The organism is Aeromicrobium sp. CTD01-1L150, from assembly GCF_041951745.1.
Lineage (GTDB): Bacteria > Actinomycetota > Actinomycetes > Propionibacteriales > Nocardioidaceae > Aeromicrobium.
On record NZ_CP169555.1, the window covers coordinates 2,901,522 to 2,922,632 of the forward strand.

Genomic DNA, 21,111 nt, shown 5'->3' on the forward strand with positions numbered 1-21,111 from the left:
GGCCAGCTTGACCCGGCAAAGCGCTGCAACGCCATTGGAATGTGACTCACGGTCCCCTAGACTCACACGGTCCCGCCCACGAAGCAGGAGGTCGCCTGCGTGAGCTCGTACACGCCGAAGCGGCGACTGGACGCCTCTGAGGCGCCCCGCACCGCCGGGAAGCGTGCAGCCGTGCGACCGCGTCGGCGACGCCGCAGGCCACGTCCCACGCCCGCAATGGTGGGTGCGCTCGCCCTCGTGGCGGCCGGCATAGGTGCTGGGGCACCCTCGTTCCCGACCGGTTCGGACACACTCGCCTCGAGCGGCCAGGCGATCTCGTCCACCGCCGGTGTGGTCGACATCGACGGGGACAGCGATGTCGACATCAGCGAACCCCTCGACCCCCAGGCGCTGGAGGAGCAGACCGCGACCCAGGCCGAGCAGGTGATGCAGGCCCAGGCCGACCTCACCGAGCGGGCCCAGGCCGCCGCCGCCGAGCTCGAGTCCAACCAGTGGGTCCTGCCGGTCACCGGCTACCGACTCTCTGCCCGCTTCGGCCAGAGCAGCTCGATGTGGTCCAGCAGCCACACGGGCCTGGACCTCGCAGGGCCGTCTGGCTCCACAATCGTCTCGATGACGGCGGGCACGGTCACCGAGGCCGGGTACGATGGCGCCTACGGCAACAAGACGGTCGTCACCCTGGAGGACGGCACCGAGATCTGGTACGCCCACCAGAGCCGTATCGCGGTCAGTGCCGGCGACACCGTCGACCCGGGTGAGGAGATCGGATACACCGGAGCCACCGGAAACGTCACCGGGCCCCACCTGCACGTGGAGGTCCGCCCCGGTGGTGGCGAACCGGTCGATCCACTGGGCGCCCTCGCCGAGCACGGCGTGAACCCGTAAGAGCACGAATCAGAACGGCACCAGCACACTGCCCAGTGCAGTGGGCCGAGGGACATCGACGTCATGTGCTGCCGATCAACCTTCCGCAGGGCAGTGCGAAGCCGCGACGTGCGACCCCAGGTTCGCGGGTCGCAGCCCTACCCCCACTGATCGTTCGCTCCGGTGACCGACGAGCGAGAGGAGCTGGCTGGTCGGCGCTGGACGCAAGCAGGACGGCCGACTGATCACCCGCCGCAGTCAACGTTGACCGTTGTCCCTGCCCGTTTCACCGCCGGGCGTTCGGTGCTGGCGCCCCTGGCGTGGCAGGCCCGGCCTGCGTCTTGACGGACAGGTAGGCGTTCACCACCGTTGTGAGTTCCAGGACGAGGGCGTGGCGGTCGATGAGGCCGGTGCCGATGAACTGGTGGGTGAGTGACTCGATGAGGGCCGCGACGAACAGTGCGGTCCGGGTCGCATCCTCATGGTCGAGCCCCGGCTCCTCCCGGAGCTGATCGGCGATCAGCCCGATGGCCGCGGACTGGCTTGCCGCGAATCGTTCGACGAGCTCGGGCGAGCGTGGCGCCTGGTCGAAGATCACGCGCTGCAGGTGCGGGTCGACCGCATGAAGGTCGACGACGGCGGTGACGAGGGGTTCCACCCAGTCCTGCAGCGTGCGGTTCCCGGCGCCGGGGCCGATCGCGTCGTCGATGGCCGCGTCGGCCTCGTCGATGTGGGCGATGGCCAGCTCGTGCAGGATGGCGTCCTTGCTTGGGAAGTACTGGTAGAGGGAGCCAACGGACAGCCCGGCCGCCGTCGCGATGTGGTCGGTCGTCGTCGATGCGTAGCCGTTCTCACCGAAAACGCGAGCCGCTGCCGCCAGGATGCGGTCCACCGTCTGACGCGAACGGGCCTGCTGCGGCAGTTTGCGGGGCCGGTAGGACCGCGGCCTCGGAGCCAAGGGGACGCCTCCAGATGCGAGTACAAAATGCGAATAATTCCTCATATTCTATCAGTGGCCGCGCCACGTGGCCCTCACAGACCAAGGAACCGTTCGAAAGGCCCCCTCATGACAGCTCCAGTGCTCGAAGCGACCGGGATGAGGAAGAGGTTCGGCTCAGTGCTCGCACTGGATGCCGTGGACCTGCGCGTCGAGGCAGGTGAGGTGGTCGGGTTCCTCGGTCCGAACGGTGCCGGCAAGTCGACGTCCATTCGTGCGCTGCTCGGTCAGCTCAAGCTCGATGCCGGCCGGGCGACCCTGTTCGGGTTCGACGCATGGCGACAGTCGGTCCAGGCGCACGATTCCGTGGCCTACGTCCCAGGCGACGTGTCGCTGTGGCCGGGTCTGACCGGAGGTGAGTGCATCGACCTCCTCGGTGCGTTGCAGGGCAAGGCCAATGCGACCCGACGATCGGAGCTGGTCGAGCGGTTCGACTTCGACCCGACCAAGCGCACCGGCACGTACTCCAAGGGCAACCGTCAGAAGGTCGCGCTGATCGCGGCGCTGTCCACCGACGCCGAGCTGCTCCTGCTCGACGAGCCCACCAGCGGCCTGGACCCTCTCATGGAGGCACAGTTCCAGGCAGTCGTGCGCGAGCGGGTGGACGCAGGCGCGGCCGTACTGCTCTCGAGCCACATCATGAGCGAGGTCGAGGCGCTCTGTGAACAAGTGGCCATCATCAAGTCGGGCAGGATCGTCCGGTCCGGGACCCTGGCCGAGCTGCGCAGCGAGGCGGCCTCCAGCATCGAGGCCACCACGACCGCCCGGATCGCAGGGCTCGAGACACAGCCGGGCATCACGGCCGTCCACACGCGCGAGGAACCGCACGGCGTCCACACGAGCTTTCGGGTCGAACCGGCTCGGCTGAACGCCGTCGTCTCCTCGGTCCTGGCGTACGAGCCGGCGACGCTGACGGTGCAGCCGCCCACCCTGGACGAGCTGTTCCAGAGCCACTACCGGAGCGAGGACTCATGAGCGCCACATCGACCGTGAGCACCCCGAACGCGGCCACGGCCGGTGGCGGCGTGCTCAGAGGCGTCGTCCCGCTGTTCCGGCTTCAGCTGCGGACCATGCGGCTGGCGTCGGCGATCGTGTTCCTCGCCGTCGCGGGCACCGTGACGGCGATCATGCTCAGCATCCAGGACCTCTACGGCGACCCTCGCTCGCTGGAGGTCTACCAGGCGACCCTGGGTTCCTCGCCCGCCACGGCGGCGTTCAACGGGCGACCGTTCGACCTGGACACGACGGGCGGCGTCGCGGCCTACGAGGTCGGCTTCTTCGGCCTCCTGATCCTTCCTGCGGTCGTGATGATGACGGCCATCCGCGTCACCCGCGCCCAGGAGGATCTCGGGAGGACCGATCTCCTGACCTCGATGCGAGTCGGGCGGCTCGCCCCGCTGACGTCGGCGTTCCTCCTGGTCGCATCGCTGATCGTCCTCTCGTGCCTGACCATCGCCACGGCCGCCGCCACGACGGACTACCCCACCGCTGGAACGCTGCGCTTCGTGCTGGCCCTGGGGCTGTTCCTCTGGTGCGCGGCCGGGGTCGGGTTCGTGGCGGCGGAGATGTGCCAGTCCGCCCGGTCGGCGGCCACCGTGGCCTGCGCGGCGCTCGGCGTGACGTTCCTGGTTCGGGCAGTGGTCGACGGTCGGTCCTGGGACCTCGGGTGGGCCACACCCATGGGCTGGCTCGCCGAAGCACGACCCTTCAACGACGAACCGCCCTGGTGGCCCTACGTAGCCCTGGCGGTGCTCGGCATCGCTCTGCACGTCGGCGCCGTCCAGGCACGCAACCACCGAGACCTCGGCGGCGGGGTCATCGCCCCACGGCGCGGTCCGGCGACGGGCACCCTGCGCGGACCGCTGGCCCTGATCATCCACCTGGCGGGCCGCTCGGCGCTGGCCTGGTGGCTCGGTGCCTTCGCGTGGGGCGCGGCCGCCGGGCTGCTGGCCGAGGAGATGCGCACCGTTCTCGAGAACAACCCGACGCTTGCCGAAGCGCTGGCGGGCGACACGAACAACGCGGGAGACCTGATGCTCTACATCGCAAGCGTGCTGATCGGACTGCTGGCCGCTGCCACCGGACTGCACGCGGTGGGCCGGTTCGCCGCCGAGGAGACGGCGGGACGTATCGGACTGATCTTCTCCACCAGGTTGCCACGGAGCAGGTTCTGGCTCATCGCCGTCGTGACCGTCTACGCACAGGTCGTCCTCACCCTGGTCATCGGCGGTCTGGCCTTCGAGCTGACCGCCATGACGACGGACGGAGACGCAAGTCTCGGTGACGCCCTCTCGGCGACGCTCCCCTACGCTGCTCCAGCGGCCTTGATCACCGGTGCCGGCTGGATCCTGCTCTCCGCGAGAGTGCGCTGGTCAGCCGCAGGATGGCTGCTGCTGCTCTGGGCCACCGTCGTCGCGCTGCTCGGCGAGACACTCCAGCTCCCCGGGTGGGCGCGGGACATCTCCCCGCTCGAGCTGATCGGACGGGTCCCCGTGGAGCCGGTCGATGGTCTCGCAGTCACCGTGCTCCTTGCCGCGGCGATGGTAGTCACCACGCTGGCGATGCCACGCCTGCTCAAGCGCGACCTGGCGAGCGGCTGAAGTCTGGATCTCGTTCGTCACTCGGGCTCGAGGATGGTGCCGTGGCTACGGGTTAGCGCGGGTCTGCGGTTCGGCCTCGGACAAACCGAACTTGTCGTGAACGCGGCGCAGCCATCCGGGCAGCCACCAGTTGGCTTCCCCGAATATTCTGAGCATCGAGGGCATCAGGGCTCCGCGGATCACTGTGGCGTCGACGAGCACGGCGATGGCGAGTCCCACTCCGAGGAGCTTGACCGGGGTGAGGCCGGATGTGGCGAAGGCCAGGAGCACGACGGCGATGATCAACGCGGCGGCGGTGACGAGCCTGCCGACGCGCTGCAGTCCCCAGGCGACCGACGCGATCGTGTCGTGGGTCTGGTCCCAGCGTTCCTTGATCCTGGAGAGCATGAAGACTTGGTAGTCCATCGATACCCCGAAGGCGACGCAGAACATTAGGATGGGCATCCGGATGTTGATCGTGTCGGTGACGGTGAAGTCGCCCACGAGTGAGCGCAGGTTGCCGTCCTGGAAGATGAACACCATGGCGCCGAAGGTGGCCGTGAGGCTCAGCAGGTTCATGATGATCGCCTGGAGCGGGATGAGCAGGCTGCCGGTGAACAGGAAGAGGAGCACCAGTGTTGCCGTGGCGATGAACAGCAGGGCCCAGGGCAGCACCGATCCGATGCTGTCGCGGGCATCGACCAGCTGTGCCGCTTGGCCGCCCACCAGCACCTCCGCTGACGGCGCGGAGACCTCGCGGATGCGCTCGACGAGCTCCCCGCCCTCGGGGGAATAGGCCTCGGGCTCGGAGATGACCGAGACCCACGTGCCGACCGGGGCGTCGAACCGTTCGCTGCCCGGCCCCGGGGGTGCTGCCCGTTGTCCGTCGACGTAGGAACCGGTGCCGGCGTCGACGCGGGTCACCCCGTCGAGTCGTGACAGCTCACCAGCGTAGTGGCCGACCGTCTCCTCGGCGGCACCAACCTCGGTGAGCACCACGGTGATCGGCGTGTCCTCACGGGTCGTGAAGTTGTCACGAATGTGCTGTGCGGCCACGTGCGCGGGCGCGGACGGCGGCAGGACGCGGTCGTCGCTCTCGCCGAAGGTGGCGCCGAGGAAGGGGGTGCCGGCCACCACCAGCACGGCGGTGGCGATCAGGAAGAAGGGCCACGGGCGGCGCATCACCAGCAGCGACCAACGGTGCCAGAACCCCGATCGGATCTGTGATCCGTCCTCGCGACTCCGGCGTCCGAGCAGTCGTTGCAGGCTCCACATGTCGATGCGGTGACCGAGGGCCGACAGCAGTGCGGGCAGGACGACCACTGCCCCCACGGCGGCCAATGCCACCACGGCGATGCCGGCGTAGGCGAACGAGCGCAGGAAGTCCATGGGGAACAGCAGGAGTGATGACAGCGAGATGGCCACCGTGACGGCGGAGAACAGCACGGTGCGGCCCGCGGTTCTCACGGTGGTGGCGACGGCCTCGCGGACGCTCGCGCCTGTCGCGAGCTCCTCGCGGAACCGTGTCACGACGAACAGGCTGTAGTCGATCGCCAGTCCGAAGCCGAGCGCGATGGTGATGTTCACCGCGAAGACCGACACCGGTATCGCGTAGTTGAAGAGCTTGAGCAGCGCGAAGGTCCCCACTACGGCCAACGCGCCGACCGCCAGCGGGGCGAGCGCGGCGACCAGACCACGGAAGACCAGGATCAGGATCAGCAGCGTGAGCGGGGCTGCGATGAGCTCGGCGCGCACGAGGTCGGCATCGCTCTGCTCGTTCACCTCGACCCGTACTTGGGCCGCTCCGGTCGCCTCGACCTCGAACCCTTCCGTGGTACCCACGTGGTCCGGGACGATGCGCTCTGCAGCCTTGTTGACCTCGTTCTCGTCGCCGGCAAGGCGCACCAGTACCAGCGCCGCGCGATCGTCCTCGCCACGCAGCGGCTGCGCACCGGCCAGCGTCCAGTACGACTCGGCCTGGACTACTCCAGGCTGTTCCGCCAGGTCGCGAGTCAGCCGTGTGCCGAAACGCTCTGCCTCCGGGTCGTCGACGGTGTGTGTCTCGGGGGTCTTGACCAGGAACACCAGATGCGGGGCGCCGGCCTCGAACTTGCTGTTGAGGAGGTCGTCGGCTCGGGTGGCCTCGGCGTTGGTCGCGGTGATCCCGCCCTCCGAAAGCTCCTCAGTGACCCCGGAGCCGAAGGGGATCGTCAGCAGCACCGAGACAAGCGAGACGAGCAACACGACGCCGCGTCGCCGGAACACGCCAAGACCGAGCCGTTCGAGAACCCGGGCCCTGGTTCTCTGGCGCGGGTCGGAAGGTCCGTGGTCGAGCGATCGTTGCCTCGCGGCCGGTGCCATGTTGTCCTCCTCCATCACCACCGGCCGCGGGTGCGGCCGATGTGTGAAGTCTGGAACGGAACCAGCTCGGTTGGCTTGGACGAAACGGCTACGAGGACGGGTCGTCCGCAAGTGCACGAGCCAAGGTCGAGGGAGTCAGGCCGAAGGTCTCGCGCGTGACGTTGGACAGGTGTGAGGAATCGGCGAAGCCGGCAGCGTGCGCCGCGTCGGTCAGCGTGGCTCCCGACAGCACCTCCTCGGCCGCTCGCTGCAGCCGCAGCCACAGCACGAAGCGCCGGAATGACAGGCCCAGCTGCTCGGCGAACAGGTGCCGCAGTCTGCTCGCCGACAGACCGACCTCTGCCGCGACGTCCTGCAGGTTCACTGGACCGTCGAGCGTCGCCGCCACCAGACCTGTCGCGCGCTCCAGCGCAGGATGGATCGTGGCCCGCGGGTACGACGAGGTATCGACACCCAGTGCGGTCAGTATCTCGGTGATCAGATGCTCGGGCCGGTCGGGACCCGGAGGGCTCAGCCGGTCCCACCGCAATCTCTCAGCCGTCCGGACCCACGCTTCCGCCGACTCCGTCGAGCCCGAGGAACCGCTGGCGATCGCCCGGCCGACAGCGCCCTCGGGCTCGACGAAGAGCATCGCCGCGAGCCGGCAACCCTCCACCACAGCGTGGGGATAACTTGCCGGAATCACCGCGGAGCCGGTGCGCACCGTCCGGCCAGAGCCGTCGCGGAGCACGAGGCTGTCGTCCGACACGACGATCTGGATCGCGTGGTGCGCGTGCTCACGCGCGGCGCCCACGCCGCCGACGTACAGCGTCCACCCGGGCCGGATGAGGCCGAACCCATTCCACCCGTCCTGCCGAGCGACGGTTACCGGTCGGGGGCGGTTCATGGGTATCTCAGCGACCTCATCAAAGAGTTCATCGTGGCGGCGCGGAACCGTCACCGGTCGGCGCAGACCTTCTCGTTCCCCATGAGCGTCTCCGTCTCGAGCTGAAAGGTTGAGTGGTGGATCGAGACCTCGAAGTGCTCGGCGACGCAGTCCTTGATGTCCTGCAGGATCTCCGGGGCGTGCCCGTCGGTGAAGCACCCGTCGTCGAGGACGACGTGGGCGGTGATGGTGGGCAGCCCGGTGGCGACGGTCGAGGCGTGCAAGTCGTGCACCGACGTGACATGGGGAAGCTCGGTGATGTGGTCACGGACCTCGTCCAGATTGAGCCCCTTGGGTGTGAACTCCATCAGGACGCTGAGCGTCTCTCGGATGATCTTGATCGCGCGCGGGACGATGAGCACGGCGATGAACAGGCCCGCCAATGCGTCGGCCTGCTGGAACCCCGTGGTGGCGATGACGATCGCGGCCACGATGACACCGAGCGAGCCGAGGGCGTCGTTGAGCACCTCCAGGAACGCCGCGCGCATGTTGAAGTTCGCCCCGCGGCCCGAGGCCAGTACCGCGATGGCGACGAGGTTGGCACTCAGGCCGATGATGCCGAAGATCAAGAGCTCCGTGGAGGGCACCTCAGGTGGCTCGAAGAGCCGCTGGACGCCCTCGATGGCGACGTAGACGCCGACGACGGTCAGCAGGGTCGCCTGCCCCAGCGCGGCGATCACCTCGATCCGCCTGAATCCCCAGGTGCGCTTGTCACTGGCGGGCCGCAGCATGAGCGTGGCAGCAATAAGCGCGACCAGCAGGCCGCTGGCGTCGGTGAAGGCGTGGGCGGTGTCGGTCAGCAGGGCGAGGCTTCCCGTCATCACGGAGCCGACTGCCTGGGCGACGACGATCGTCGCGGTCAGCCCGAAGGCGATCGCGAGCCGGCGGCGGTAGTCCGGTGCCGCGGCGATCTCGGTGGGATCCGGTGCGTGGTCGTGTCCAGCGCCCATGTCAGGCACTCCTCTTTGCGTCGATGTCCAGGCATGCGCAGCCCGGCGTGTGCCTATCATCGCTCACAGACGATCACATCGTCAAGCGACGATCTATTGTGAGGAATCTGGTGCCGGCAGTCACCGGTCGTGGTCGCTGGCCGCGTGACGCGGGCACAGCACCACGGCGGACCCGGTCACCAGCAGCAGCTCCTCGGCCGCGCGCAGGAAGTCGGCGGTCGCCACTGGATGCGACAACGTGTACATGGTCGAACGTCCCACCGGCGTCGCATCCAGCAGGCCGCAATCCTTCAGGCAGGCCACGTGGGCCGAGACGGTCGACTGGGCCAAGCCGAGGTGCTCCTTGAGGTCGACCACTCGATGTGGCCCCGTCAGCAGGTGCTGCACCACCTGCAGGCGAGTGCTGTCGCTCAGGGCATGGAACAGGCACGCCGCGGCCGACCGCGACATCAACTCATCAAGCTCAGCCACTCCGCCAACCTCTTGCATCGTCATAAAGCGATGATATCGCCCGCCATGATTCACGTCCATGGGTGGGGCTCTGATCGCGCGGGGTCGAGCGGTCATGTGCATCGTCGTCAACGGGCACTCACGCACGGCGTTGGACCAGGTCACGGCGCGGTTCCTATGGCAGGGCGTCGTGGCGGGAAAGGGTACTCAGCCGGTGTGGCGGTGCTGCTCGCGCCCATCTTGAAACTCGTGATGGCACGCAAGCACCTTTGACGTTTGAGGCCGAGACACTAGAGTCACATCAGCAACACCCGTCACATCGACACCATCGGGATCCGCCCGATGGACCTTCCCCTAGGTCGAGGACATGGCTTCAACCTCACGCAAGACGGCGCTCGCCGCGATCATCACGGCCGCACTCGTGGCCGGGTTCACCCAACCCGTCATCGCTGACTCACGCGACGACCTGGAGCGTGAACGTCGTGGCGTGAGCGGCAAGATCGACGGCGCACAGAAGAGCTACGACCAGTCCAGCAAGGCCTTCGCCAACGCCAAGGCTGCACTCGACAAGGCGCAGGCGCGCCTGGATGCGGCCGAGACCACGCTGCGCAAGACGAGGGGTCAGCTCGCCGTCGCGGAGGCCGAGGACGCCCGGATGCAGCGAGAGCTCGAAGATGCCGAGCAGAAGCTGGAGAAGGCGATCGCTCGCCTCAAGCGCGGCGAGGCCAGGCTGCGGGGCTCGGAGAAGAAGGTCGAGCAGTTCACGGTCGAGTCGTTGCAGGAGGGCGACCGCGGGATGCGGACCTTCGGTGAGCTCCTCAGCGGGGCTGATCCGTCGGACTTCACCGAGCGCATGAGCATGAACAACTCCATCAGCGATGCCCAGGTGTCCACGATGCAGAAGCTCGCGGCATCACGCGTCATGCTCCAGCTCAACCGTGACGAGGTGGAGGAGCTGCGCGACGAGGTGGCCGTGGCCCGCGAGGCGGCCGCAGCCAACCTGGCGGAGAAGCAGGAGCTCGAGGCCGCAGCAGAGGCGCAGGCCGCCGAGGTCGGGGAGCTCGTCGAGGCCCGCGAGGCCAAGAGCAGCGAGACCGAGAAGATCCGTCGTGAGGACGCCAAGACCCTGCAGGCCTACGAGTCCGAGCGTGACAGCCTCAACTCCCGTCTGGCCGCTCTGGCCGCCAAGGAGCTGCGTGAGCAGCGTCGCCGCAACAACAGTGGCGGCGGTGGAGGAGGCGGCGGTGGCGGGAGCTCCTCCGGTGGCGGCGGAGGAGGAGGCGGGGGTGGTAACTCCTCCGGCGGCGAAGGTTTCATCCGTCCGGTCGCCGGTCCCATCACCTCCCAATACGGTATGCGGGTTCACCCGATTACCGGTGTCTACAAGTTGCATGACGGCACCGACTTCAGCGCTCCCTGTGGCACGCCCATTCGCGCGGCCGCCAGCGGAAGAGTGCTGGAGCGCTACTACAACTCCGCTTACGGAAACCGTCTCATCATCAACCATGGCGTCCGCGGCGGTCGGAGCGTCGCGACGACGTACAACCACATGATCCGTCCCGCGCTGAAGAGGCCAGGGGCAAGGGTCAGCCGCGGTGAGATCATCGGGTACTCCGGCACCACCGGCATGTCCACCGGATGCCATCTGCACTGGATGGCCATCGCCAATGGCCAGACCACAAATCCCATGGGTCTGCTCTGAGTGGCTCAAACCGTCGTTGAGCTGCTCAACGACTCGACCATGGACCCCTCCTCGCGTGCATGGGCGCCACCTGGTTCAAACGGCGCGACCTAGCGCTCAGTGCGTGACGCCCGGCACGGCTCTCAGCCCGGGTCCGCCCGCCAGGGCATGCTCGCCCGTTGAGGCGGGTCGGAAAGAGACGTGGATGCAGCGGGAACTCTTGGGAATCCGGGGACGTTGAACGGCTGTGACCTCGAGCCGTCACGACGTGGCATACTACGATGCGTAGTAAACGTCTGGAGTCGACCACTGGCGGGAGGAATGTCACCGTGGCGATGATCGCTGTCGTGCAGCGTTCCGCTCGGATCGTGATCGCCATAGGTATCGCCGCATCATTGGCGATCGTTCTTGCCGTGCTCGGGTCAAGCCATGAGGTCGTGCCCACGTCTGACTCTGGCACCGCTACAACCTCCTCGCTCACGCCGGAGACCGTCGCGAGCAGCGGCGACCCCACAGCCCATCCTGATTCCGCCCCTGTTCCGGGCGACTCGCTGGTGACCTGTGGCGGGGTCTTGCTCTGTCTCATCGCGCTGCTGATCGCGGCGGTATCGATCCGTCGCAAGCAGGGGTCGTGGAGGGCGCCCGCCACGAAGCGGTCACGTCCAATCGTATGCGCGCCGTACACGGGCTCGCTCTCCTTTCCTCATCTGAGTGGTCGGCTGATCTGCTGAGGGACGCGCCGCGCCCCCAGCAACCAGATTTCGATCCCGACCTCAGGACCTCACGTGAAGACCACGGCAGCAGCACTGCTGTTGGCGCTGTCCGGATGTTCCGGCGCTTCGTCAGACAGCCCATCCCTCAACATCGCCGATCGCGACTTCATCACCGATTCCGTTGCTCATCTCCGGGTCGATCTCGCCGCGGTTCAGGACGCGGCCGGTTCGCTCGACCCGTCGCAGGCTCAGGTCGTCCGTGAGTTCGCGCGCTTGACTGAAGCTGAACTCGATGCCCTCTCCGACATGGCGGACCGAGACGACGTCATGGTGCCCGACCTGGCCGAGGCTCTCAAACACGTCGAGGACGTCGAGCAGCACTCTGCACCCCAGACGGTCGGGCCAACCGTGCCGGACCAACTCGCTGAGTCCAGCGAGGGAGCTCTCGCTCGGGCGCGAAGCCACCTTGAGCGCGGAAGACACGAGGAGCTCAGAGGGATAGCCGAGCGCATGGTCGTCGAGCGGGAGAAGCTCCGGTCGGCCTTGGGCGCGGGCCAGGCGGCCGACGAATGATCCGGCGCGTGGGCGCTTGGGTCGCAATCGGCCTGGCCCTCGCCTCATGTGGCATCGGCGGACAGGTCGACAAGGCGGGCAATGAAGACACCGGGGTGGCTTCGGGCATCGTCCAAGTGGCACCGGAGGACCGTATCGCCGGGCCGGAGGTCTCCGGCGCCAATCTGGAGGGCGACGCTGTCGACGTCGCCGGCTGGCGTGGCAAGGTCGTCGTGGTCAATGTCTGGGGCTCGTGGTGTCCACCGTGTCGTGCCGAGACACCCGATCTGAACAGGGCAGCTCGCGAGACGGCACCCGATGTGGAGTTCCTGGGTATCGCGGTGCGCGAGAGCGCGGCCACGTCGCTGGCCTTCGCCCGCAAGGAGAAGGTGCCCTATCCGAGCATCAGCGACTCCGGCGGCACCCTGCTGCGCGAGTTCGCCGAGCCCTTGCCGGCCGTGGCGGTGCCGACCACCTATGTCCTCGACCGCCAGGGACGAGTAGCCGTGCGGGTGCTCGATCAGGTGACGTACTCGACCCTCACCGCCTTGATCGAGGACGTGCAGGCCGAAGGTGCGGATGCGCCTTGATCTCGGCCGTCGGTGACACGGTCGCCTCCGGCCCGCTCCTCATCGCAGCAGCGATCGCGGTCCTCGCCGGGCTCGTGTCCTTCTTCTCCCCATGTCTGGTGCCACTGCTACCTGGATACCTGTCCTACGTCAGTGGGATCTCCGGTGTCGACATCGCAGGCCATCGAGCCCGGGTCACGCTCGGCGCCTCCCTGTTCGTCCTGGGATTCAGTGCGGTGTTCATCTCCTACGGTGCCATCTTCGGCGCCATCGGCTTCAGGCTGCTGGAACACCAACAGGCCATCAACATGGTGCTCGGCGTGCTGACCATCGGTCTCGGCCTCGGGTTCATCGGACTCACCCGCTTCGGACAACAGAACGTCCGGTTCACCAGCATCCCCCGCATCGGGATCGCAGCCGCACCGCTGCTGGGCGCGATGTTCGGCATCGGGTGGACACCGTGCCTGGGACCGACCCTGGCCACCGTCCTGTCGATGTCGACCTCCGAGGCCGACGCCGGACGGGGCGCCTTCCTGACCGCCATGTACTGCGTCGGGCTCGGAGTTCCGTTCATCGCCGCCGCCATGACCTATCGCCGAATGCTGGGAGCCGTGGGGTGGGTCCGCCGACACCAACGGGGAGTTCAGATCGCCGGCGGACTCTTGATGATCCTGGTCGGCGTGCTGCTGCTCACCGGACTGTGGCAGACGCTGATCACCCAGCTCCAGGGCTGGGCTCTGGGCTATGTGGCACCGCTGTGAAGGGCGACGCCCGTGCTGCCCGGCTACCCGAGAGCGCGCCGAGACAGTCCCGCCCACTGCGGCGAACGGCCAGAGGAGCTGACGATCGATGAGTGACCCGACACCTGCCCTGTCCACCGTCCAGACTCTGCGTTGGACGTGGCGTCAGCTGACCTCGATGCGCACCGCGCTGCTCCTGCTCCTGCTGCTGGCCATCGCGGCCGTCCCGGGATCGGTGGTTCCGCAACGGGGAGTCGACTCCAGGGCGACTGAGGCCTTCTTCTCCCGCAACCCGGAGCTGGCGCCGTGGCTGGACCGGTTCGGGTTCTTCGACGTCTACACCTCGCCGTGGTTCAGCGCCATCTATCTGCTCCTGATGATCTCCCTCATCGGCTGCATCGTGCCCCGGACGGGGGTCTACCTTCGGGCGCTGCGGGCAAGACCGCCCAAGGCCCCCAAGCGGCTGGAGCGGCTCCCGGCCGCTGCAGCGTTCGAGACCGACGTACCACCTGAGGAGGTCACCGCGGCCGCCCGGCGGGTGCTCGCCGGACCCCGCCTGCTGCCGGCTCGGATCGACGTCGTCACCGAGGGCGCCTCCAGCGAGGTCCGCGTGGAGAAGGGGTACCTGCGCGAGCTCGGAAACCTCCTCTTCCACGTCTCGGTCGTCATCGTCCTGGTCGGTGTCGCCGTCGGCGCGTTGTTCGGCTACCGAGGCGCGGCGATCGTCGTGCAAGGTGACGGATTCACCAACGTCCTGACCCAGTACGACGAGTTCGCCTCCGGCCCGCTGTACGACACCGACGACCTGCCACCGTTCTCCCTCACGCTCGAGCAGATGACGACGCGGTTCTGGACCGAGGGCCCCCAACGGGGCGCACCCCGACTGTTCCGCGCCTCCGGCACCTACAGCGAGGACCCCGCCGGAGCAGTCGAGGAGTTCGAGATCGAGGTCAACCAGCCCCTGTCGCTCGACGGAGGATCGGTCTTCCTCGTCGGCCAGGGCTACGCCCCCGCCATCAAGGTGACCGACGCCGAAGGCGACACCGTCTTCGACCAGCCGGTCCCCTTCCTTCCCCAGGACGGCACGTACACCTCCAACGGCGTGATCAAGGCGCCCGACGCCGCACCGACACAACTGGGGTTCCAGGGCTTCTTCCTCCCCACGGCCGTCAGCGCAGACGAGGACGAGGCCTCCGTGTCGGCCTTTCCCGGCCCGGTCAATCCGCTGGTCGGACTGTTCGTCTACGAGGGCGACCTCGGACTCGACGACGGTCTCCCCCAGTCGGTCTACACGCTCGACAAGTCCCGGCTCACCCAGCTGGAGAACGATGACGGCACCCCGTTCCGCGTCAGCCTGAGCCCTGGACAAGTCGCGGACCTGCCCAACGGCGGCTCCATCGAGTTCTCCGACCTGCTGCTCTTCGCCCGCTTCCAGATCGCCTCGACTCCCCTCGCCTGGCTGCCGCTGTCCGGCATCAGCATCGGAGTCGCCGGCCTGGTGCTCTCCCTGATCATCCGACCACGGCGCACCTGGGTCAGAGCCCGACAGCACGGCTCCGTCACGCGGGTCGAGGTCGCCGCGATCGACCGTGTCCCGCGTGACGACCTGCCCAATGACCTCGATGACCTGACCCAACATCTGAAGCAGACCCTCAGTCTCCAATCCAGCAGCAACGCCGACAGAATCGAGGACCCGACGTGAACACCGAGACCATCGCCCAGCTGTCCAACTACACCGTCGCCTCGGGCACGATCGTGGTCGCACTCGCATTCCTGGCCCACATGGCCGAGTGGGGCCTGGCCCGCAAGGTCGCTCCCGACCCCGTCGGAGTCGGTGGTGCAGAAGCGCCCCAACCGGCCGAACGCACAGAGCCGCACCGCTCCGACGTGCTGGCATCGGTCGGCGTCTCACTCACAGTTCTTGGAACCGTGCTGCTGTGGGTCGGGTTCATCACCCGCGGCATCGCGGCCGACCGGGTCCCGTGGGGCAACATGTACGAGTTCGGCGTCGGCGGCTCGGCGATCGCCCTGACCGTCTACCTGGTCATGGTCAAGCTGTCCGGGATCCAGTGGCTGGGCGGCATCGTCAACGGCGTCCTGCTGATCTTCCTGGGGATGGCGATGTCCACCTACGTCCCCGCCGGCCCGCTCGTGCCGTCGCTGCACTCCTACTGGCTGGTCATCCACGTCGCGGCCGTCATGCTCTCCGGCGCGTTCTTCCTCGTCGGCGCGGCGTCGTCGGTGCTCTACCTGATCCGCCATCGCGCTGAGCAGCGTGGATCGATCGGCGGCCTGCTGGCCCGACTTCCGGAATCGGCCGTCATGGACCAGCTCGCCTACCGCGTCAACGCCGTCGGCTTCCCGCTGTGGACGTTCGGCGCGCTGATCGCCGGACCGATCTGGGCGCACTACGCCTGGGGGCGCTACTGGGGCTGGGACCCCAAGGAGGTCTGGGCGTTCATCACCTGGGTCGTCTACGCCGGCTACCTGCACGCCCGCGCGACCGCCGGCTGGAAGGGCAAGCGCGCCGCCATCATCGCCATCATCGGCTTCGCGACCTTCCTGTTCAGCTACTACGGCATCAACCTCTTCGGCTCCGGTCTGCACTCCTACGCCAAGTAGTCTCAGCAGCCGTCCGACGTGCCGACGCCAGCCATGCGGCCGCGACGATCGACAGTGCCGTCAAAGCAGCCATACCTGCTTGCCGAGCGGTCTGCCACGCGACTGCTGGCGTGATCGATTCGCTGAGGTCGATCTGGGACACCAGGGTGGCTGTCGTGCCCCGGGGCGCGCTGTCGCGCACTCGCCCGTCGGGAGCGACGACAGCGGAGAGGCCGTTGGTCGAAGCCACAACGACCGATCGAGCGGACTCCAGGGCGCGCGCCCTGGTGATGGTCAATTGCTGGTCGAGCTGGCCGGTACCGAAGAACGTGGCGTTGCTCGTCTGCACCAGGACCGCTGAGGCTCCACGGCGCACCTGGTCGGGCACAACGTCGTCGTACGCGATGTCGAAGCAGATCGCGACAGCAAGACGAGTGCCGGCGATAGTTGCCGTCTGGCCGTTCTTCCCGGGCAGCATGTCGCGTGGGATCATGTCGAACCGAGGCGACCAATCCTCGATGAGCGACCGCCATGGAAGATACTCACCAAAGGGCACGAGATGCTGCTTCGTGTATGCAGCGCGCGGCTGCACCCGGTCGGCCCCTCGGTCCCAGATGAACGTCCTGTTGAAGGCTGACGCCGAGGTCGGACCGTCCGCGATTCCGCCGAAGACCAACGGAGCATCCAACTCCTCAGTCACGTCTTCGAGCAAGGCGCGGGTGCTGCTATCGGACATCGGGTCGACCGCGGTGGAGTTCTCCGGCCATAGCACCAGATCGACTTGTCGCGAACGTTCTCGAAGTTGCGCGGCCAGCGTGGTCGTCGCGCTCACGTGGTTGCGTGTCACCTCTCGATGGAATCGCAGCAGGTCGGTGCCATCGCTGGGAACGCCGCCTTGGACTACTGCCACTCGTAGAGACCCGGACGAGTCCTGACCTACCGGCAGCCAGATCGCTGTGACGATGAGCCCTCCTGCCCCCGCGAACGACAGAAGCCTCGCTCGCACTGAGCCGGCACGGCTCACCGTCTGACCGAGCAGGAACCCCGACAGCGCAAGGGTCGCGCTGGTGCCGTCGACGCCAAGAGCAGGCAGCAGGCCATTCGCCGGCGTCTCGACGACCGAATACCCCAAGCGTCCCCACGGCATCCCCCCAAGGGGCCAGGAGGCGCGGAGCGTCTCTACCGAGGTCCAGATCAGGGCACACCACAGTGGTGCAGCCGGCAGCACCATCACGGCTCGGATAGCGACGCACGCGAGCATCACATACACCGTCTGGGTGATCGCGAGGATCACCCAGGCCTCACGACCGATGGAGGCGTCGAGCCAGTACAAGTGACCCAGGAAGAAGACGAGCCCGGTAACCGTCCCCACGACGGTGGCGCTGGCCAGGTTCGCCTCTCGAAGGCCGACCCACAACAGGCTCATTGCCAGCACACTGAGCAATCCCCACGACGGGAAGCTGAACGCGAGCAACAGCAGCATGCCCGCTCCGGCAGCACTCAGCGCCGCCACCCTGATCTGACGGGCAACGGGTGGCCGGTCGGGCACTCGCATCGACGTGCTCCTGTTCGATAGCCGGCGTCGCGCCCATCCGATTCCATGCAAACCTGTCCTCGGGTCAACGTGGCAGAGTCAGCGGAAGTGCCCACCACACTCGACTTCGCTCAGCATTCAGCAGTGCCAACGAGGGTCGGGACTGGGGCGCCGAAGTCTCAGGGATCCGGGTGCTTGCCGCCATTATCGGATCGGACCCGCCAGCGGACGCCGATCAGCAGCATTGCGAAGACGACCAGCAGGATGGAAACCCACACGACGGTGGCCGTCAGGTCGCCTCCAGATGCAGCATCCTCGGCGGAGGCGCCCTGCGGCGGCGTCTCGCTCTCACCGACCCCGTCGGGCGACGGGGTGGGAGCCGCGGTCCGTTGCGGCAGATCGATCCCGAAGTCGACAGTGCCTGAGACAACGTGTCCATCGGCCGAGACCAGGCGGTATGACATGACGTAGTCGCCAGAAGGAAGAGCATCCACGTCGTCAACCCGCGTTGAAACCGTTCTGCCGTTGATCTGTGCTTCCTCGGTGGCGACTTGCTCGCCCTTGTCGGTCACCACAGCAATCTGGGTCGGCCCCGCGACCGACTCATTCAGCGTCACCGTGAAAGCATCGGGAACTTCCGTGAGCTGCTGGCCGTTCTTGGGGTTGGAGTCGACAAGCGAGGCGTGTGCGCTGGCCGCCGAAGGCACCAGCGCCGCCGCCAGTATCAGAAGCACGGTCGTTGGCACTCTTCTTCGCAAGGTCTCTACTCCTCGAGATCGACCCGGATTCCACGGGCGGGGTCGGCCCGTGAAACACATACTACACACTGTAGTAGAATGTGCGGTGAAGAGAAGCCGGTTATCACCCGGCAGGCTCGTCGGCCGCATCAGTTCTCACTGTGCCACCCCTCGTACCACTGATCGAGAGAAGACCTACCCATGTGGTTCCCTCTGCTCGTGGCGTCGGTCGGCGGCGCCCTCATGGGCCTCCGCCTCACCAGATCCATCAGTCCGACCATGGCGGCCAACACGTCGAAGCTGCGGATCACTCTGCGAGCCACCACCGTCGCGGCGGCAACCTGCGTGTCGCTATACGCCATCTCCGCCCTGATCGTCATCGCGGCCAGTCCAGACATCCGAGGCACAGCGACCCTGGACAACATGTTTCGAGACACAGCATTCGCACTCTTACTCGTCGCGGGCTTCGTCGCCGCGCACGCGATCATTCGCTCGACCGCCTCCGTGCTCTTCAACAGTTGGGACCCAGCTTCAGACTCCGATCCTGAACAGCGGGACTGAGAACAGTCCGATCTGGCCGCGGCACGTGACGAGTCACGCCGCACGACGAATCCCGCGGCACGGGGCCTGACCGGGCGGACTTCTGGTGGACGCAACCCGGGGTTCACCTGATGGCCACGACAGTGTGGCCTTCCGGCCGCCCGAGAGCAACAGTCTCAGGTATTCAGACATCTCGAAAGGATCACCGTGAACAGTCGTCTCACGCGCGTGCTCGGCACTGCGGCCGTCGTCGGCGCCCTGGCGCTGGCCGGCACCACCGCCATCGGCGCCTCAGGCGGCGCCGAGGACCGTTCGGCCGAGCTGGCCTCGAAGATCGACCCGCAGAAGCCGCGCAACGTCATCCTGATCATCGGCGACGGCATGGACGACTCCATGATCACCGCCGCCCGCAACTACGAGCTGGGCGCAGACGGCCGGTTCGCGCTCGACGAGCTGCCGTTCACCGGGGCTATGACCACCCACGGGTACAAGGTCGGTGAGGGGCCGGACTATCCCATCGCCTACGTCTCGGACTCCGCACCGACGGCGAGCGCCTGGTCGACCGGGAAGAAGACGGTGGACAGTCGTGTCTCCCAGGGGCCGAGCACGGATCTCGAGGTGCCCGGCGAGGACTATGAGACCGTCCTGCAGAAGTACCGCGACGCGGGCAAGCGCACCGGGAACGTGTCGACGGCCGAGCTCACCGACGCCACGCCGGCGGCCGCGGCGACCAGCATCAACAACCGGGCCTGTCAGGGACCCGAGGACCTGGAGACCTGCACCGAGGCGCAGAAGGCCAACGGCGGCAAGGGCTCGATCGCCGAGCAGCTGGTGGACAACGAGATCGACGTGATCCTCGGCGGCGGCGCCCAGCGCTTCGCGCAGGAGGCCGACGAGGGCGGCACCGTCAGCGACTACGCCACCGAGGAGCTCGACTACAACGTCGTCTCGGACCGCTCCGAGCTCGATTCGGTGGGCTCTCTCGAGGAGGGCCCGATCCTGGGCCTGTTCTCCGAGGGCAACATGACGCCTCACTACGAGCCGCTCGTCGCCCAGCCGGGCGGAGCCGGCGGCCCGGACACGCAGTGCTCGGACGCCGACCGCGGGGACGAGCCGTCGCTGTCGGAGATGACCGGGAAGGCGATCGAGCTGCTCGACAACAAGAAGGGCTTCTTCCTGCAGACCGAGAGCGCCATGATCGACAAGCAGGAGCACGCCTCCGACATCTGCGGCGCCATCGGCGACCTGCGCGAGATCGACGCGACCGTCAAGGTGGCCCTGGAGTACCAGAAGAGCAACCCCGACACGCTGATCATCGTGACCGCCGACCACGCACACTCCACACAGATCGTCGGCAGCGCCGACGGCGGCAAGCAGACCGCAACGGTCCGGACCGCCGACGGAGACCCCCTGACGGTGGCCTACTCGACGCAGGACGAGGGGTCGGCGCACACCGGTTCACAGATCCGGGTGGCCGCCAGCGGCCCGCAGGCCGCGAACGTCACCGGCACGATCGACCAGACGGACCTGTTCGGCATCATGGCCCGCGGCGCATCGGGAACCAAGCCCACCCCGCCACCGACCTCACACCCGAAGCCGACGGCGACGCTCAAGGCACCCTCGTCGGTGAGCCCGTCCGAGGCGCACAAGGGAGTGCGACTCACGACCGGCTTCTCCGATGCGAGCAAGGCCACGCTGACCGCCACGCAGGGACGAAAGAAGATCGCCACCGAGAAGGTGTCCACCAAGGGTGGGTCCTTCGTGGTCAAGCTGCGCGAGGCCCAGCCCGGGAAGGTGACATTCACCCTCAACGCGTCGGGCAAGGGTGGCAAGACCACCACGACGAAGACGGTGCGTGTGACCAAGCGCTGAGCAAACACCCAGGCAGTGTCTGCCAAGGGCCCGGTCGCCGTCCGGCGGCCGGGCCCGCATGACGCGGACATGAGCACAGCTGCGTCTCTGCAGCGTCTGCGCTTCGACGCTCGGCGAGTGAGGGAGCTGGGTCGAGGTCAACGTGCGTCCGGTGACCTTTCACCGCCGCGGTCGACTCCAGCATGGTTTGTCTCTCCGGGTGATGCCGGCGGCACGTCTTCAGCTCCGCTGCCGGCCGTCGTCGTTTCCTCCAGCTCGTCCATGCGGTCCTTGCGTGCGATGTACAGCACGATGCCCACCAGCAGGACGGCGGGCACGAAAGCCGGTATCGCCATCACGATGATCCCGTCCGTGGCCAGCACAGACGATGACACACCAGCCGCCGATGATGTGAGCGCAGCCGAGAGCATGCCCCAAGCATGGCCACCCTGAACGACCACGGCAAG

20 protein-coding genes are annotated in these 21,111 nt (G+C 67.4%); 12 read left to right on the forward strand and 8 right to left on the reverse strand.

The window, feature by feature from the left end; all coding sequences use genetic code 11:
• Positions 1-99 precede the first annotated feature (99 nt).
• Positions 100-885, forward strand: coding sequence for a M23 family metallopeptidase (locus tag ACEVFP_RS14315; protein WP_375000120.1), 786 nt, complete (start codon positions 100-102; stop codon positions 883-885).
• Between the two features lie 265 nt (positions 886-1,150).
• Here the strand turns inward: ACEVFP_RS14315 and ACEVFP_RS14320 are convergent, their stop codons facing one another.
• Positions 1,151-1,756: a TetR/AcrR family transcriptional regulator gene (locus ACEVFP_RS14320; protein ID WP_375000121.1), complete on the reverse strand. Its 606-nt coding sequence runs from the start codon at positions 1,754-1,756 to the stop codon at positions 1,151-1,153.
• A 204-nt stretch (positions 1,757-1,960) separates the two neighbouring features.
• Between ACEVFP_RS14320 and ACEVFP_RS14325 the strand changes: the two genes are divergently transcribed.
• Both ACEVFP_RS14325 and ACEVFP_RS14330 read left to right on the forward strand, forming a co-directional pair.
• Positions 1,961-2,836 (forward strand): ABC transporter ATP-binding protein, encoded by an 876-nt coding sequence (locus ACEVFP_RS14325; RefSeq protein WP_375000122.1) that lies wholly within the window; start codon positions 1,961-1,963, stop codon positions 2,834-2,836.
• Entirely contained in the window at positions 2,833-4,461 is a 1,629-nt protein-coding gene (locus ACEVFP_RS14330; RefSeq protein ID WP_375000123.1) for an ABC transporter permease, read from the forward strand. Before ACEVFP_RS14325 ends, ACEVFP_RS14330 begins: the two co-directional genes overlap by 4 nt.
• A gap of 45 nt (positions 4,462-4,506) precedes the next feature.
• On the opposite strand, the gene ACEVFP_RS14335 is transcribed toward ACEVFP_RS14330, so the two are convergent.
• From ACEVFP_RS14335 to ACEVFP_RS14350, 4 genes are all read right to left on the reverse strand, one after another.
• Complete coding sequence (locus ACEVFP_RS14335; protein WP_375000124.1) at positions 4,507-6,801, reverse strand: MMPL family transporter; 2,295 nt, start codon at positions 6,799-6,801, stop codon at positions 4,507-4,509.
• An 88-nt stretch (positions 6,802-6,889) separates the two neighbouring features.
• Positions 6,890-7,687: a helix-turn-helix transcriptional regulator gene (locus ACEVFP_RS14340; RefSeq protein ID WP_375000125.1), complete on the reverse strand. Its 798-nt coding sequence runs from the start codon at positions 7,685-7,687 to the stop codon at positions 6,890-6,892.
• Positions 7,688-7,737: 50 nt separating this feature from the next.
• Positions 7,738-8,676, reverse strand: coding sequence for a cation diffusion facilitator family transporter (locus ACEVFP_RS14345; RefSeq protein WP_375000126.1), 939 nt, complete (start codon positions 8,674-8,676; stop codon positions 7,738-7,740).
• 120 nt (positions 8,677-8,796) lie between these two features.
• Positions 8,797-9,171 carry an ArsR/SmtB family transcription factor gene (locus tag ACEVFP_RS14350; RefSeq protein ID WP_375000127.1) on the reverse strand — a complete coding sequence of 125 codons (375 nt, stop codon included), beginning with the start codon at positions 9,169-9,171 and terminating at the stop codon, positions 8,797-8,799.
• 322 nt (positions 9,172-9,493) lie between these two features.
• Here ACEVFP_RS14350 and ACEVFP_RS14355 point away from each other — a divergent pair, with 322 nt between their 5' ends.
• From ACEVFP_RS14355 to ccsB, 7 genes are all read left to right on the forward strand, one after another.
• Positions 9,494-10,828 carry a peptidoglycan DD-metalloendopeptidase family protein gene (locus ACEVFP_RS14355; RefSeq protein WP_375000128.1) on the forward strand — a complete coding sequence of 445 codons (1,335 nt, stop codon included), beginning with the start codon at positions 9,494-9,496 and terminating at the stop codon, positions 10,826-10,828.
• 260 nt (positions 10,829-11,088) lie between these two features.
• Positions 11,089-11,538, forward strand: a complete 450-nt coding sequence (locus ACEVFP_RS14360; protein ID WP_375000129.1) for a hypothetical protein — start codon at positions 11,089-11,091, stop codon at positions 11,536-11,538.
• Between the two features lie 54 nt (positions 11,539-11,592).
• The gene (locus tag ACEVFP_RS14365) at positions 11,593-12,093 is read left to right on the forward strand and encodes a hypothetical protein (protein ID WP_375000130.1); all 501 of its coding nucleotides are present in this window, start codon (positions 11,593-11,595) and stop codon (positions 12,091-12,093) included.
• A gap of 8 nt (positions 12,094-12,101) precedes the next feature.
• Positions 12,102-12,662 (forward strand): TlpA family protein disulfide reductase, encoded by a 561-nt coding sequence (locus tag ACEVFP_RS14370; RefSeq protein WP_375000131.1) that lies wholly within the window; start codon positions 12,102-12,104, stop codon positions 12,660-12,662.
• Positions 12,659-13,402: a cytochrome c biogenesis CcdA family protein gene (locus tag ACEVFP_RS14375; RefSeq protein ID WP_375000132.1), complete on the forward strand. Its 744-nt coding sequence runs from the start codon at positions 12,659-12,661 to the stop codon at positions 13,400-13,402. Before ACEVFP_RS14370 ends, ACEVFP_RS14375 begins: the two co-directional genes overlap by 4 nt.
• 88 nt (positions 13,403-13,490) lie before the next feature.
• A complete protein-coding gene (locus tag ACEVFP_RS14380) occupies positions 13,491-15,083 on the forward strand; it encodes a cytochrome c biogenesis protein ResB (protein ID WP_375000133.1) in 1,593 nt (530 codons plus the stop codon).
• Complete coding sequence (gene ccsB / locus ACEVFP_RS14385) at positions 15,080-16,003, forward strand: c-type cytochrome biogenesis protein CcsB (RefSeq protein WP_375000134.1); 924 nt, start codon at positions 15,080-15,082, stop codon at positions 16,001-16,003. The genes ACEVFP_RS14380 and ccsB overlap by 4 nt, the downstream gene beginning before the upstream one ends.
• Here the strand turns inward: ccsB and lnt are convergent.
• Both lnt and ACEVFP_RS14395 read right to left on the reverse strand, forming a co-directional pair.
• A complete protein-coding gene (lnt, locus tag ACEVFP_RS14390; RefSeq protein WP_375000135.1) occupies positions 15,963-17,465 on the reverse strand; it encodes an apolipoprotein N-acyltransferase in 1,503 nt (500 codons plus the stop codon). The genes ccsB and lnt overlap by 41 nt on opposite strands.
• A gap of 230 nt (positions 17,466-17,695) precedes the next feature.
• Positions 17,696-18,250: a copper resistance protein CopC gene (locus ACEVFP_RS14395; RefSeq protein WP_375000136.1), complete on the reverse strand. Its 555-nt coding sequence runs from the start codon at positions 18,248-18,250 to the stop codon at positions 17,696-17,698.
• 204 nt (positions 18,251-18,454) lie between these two features.
• Here ACEVFP_RS14395 and ACEVFP_RS14400 point away from each other — a divergent pair, with 204 nt between their 5' ends.
• Both ACEVFP_RS14400 and ACEVFP_RS14405 read left to right on the forward strand, forming a co-directional pair.
• Positions 18,455-18,814 carry a hypothetical protein gene (locus ACEVFP_RS14400; protein WP_375000137.1) on the forward strand — a complete coding sequence of 120 codons (360 nt, stop codon included), beginning with the start codon at positions 18,455-18,457 and terminating at the stop codon, positions 18,812-18,814.
• A 186-nt stretch (positions 18,815-19,000) separates the two neighbouring features.
• Positions 19,001-20,665 (forward strand): alkaline phosphatase, encoded by a 1,665-nt coding sequence (locus ACEVFP_RS14405; RefSeq protein WP_375000138.1) that lies wholly within the window; start codon positions 19,001-19,003, stop codon positions 20,663-20,665.
• 137 nt (positions 20,666-20,802) lie between these two features.
• Here the strand turns inward: ACEVFP_RS14405 and ACEVFP_RS14410 are convergent, their stop codons facing one another.
• Complete coding sequence (locus tag ACEVFP_RS14410; protein ID WP_375000139.1) at positions 20,803-21,075, reverse strand: hypothetical protein; 273 nt, start codon at positions 21,073-21,075, stop codon at positions 20,803-20,805.
• Positions 21,076-21,111: the final 36 nt, after the last annotated feature.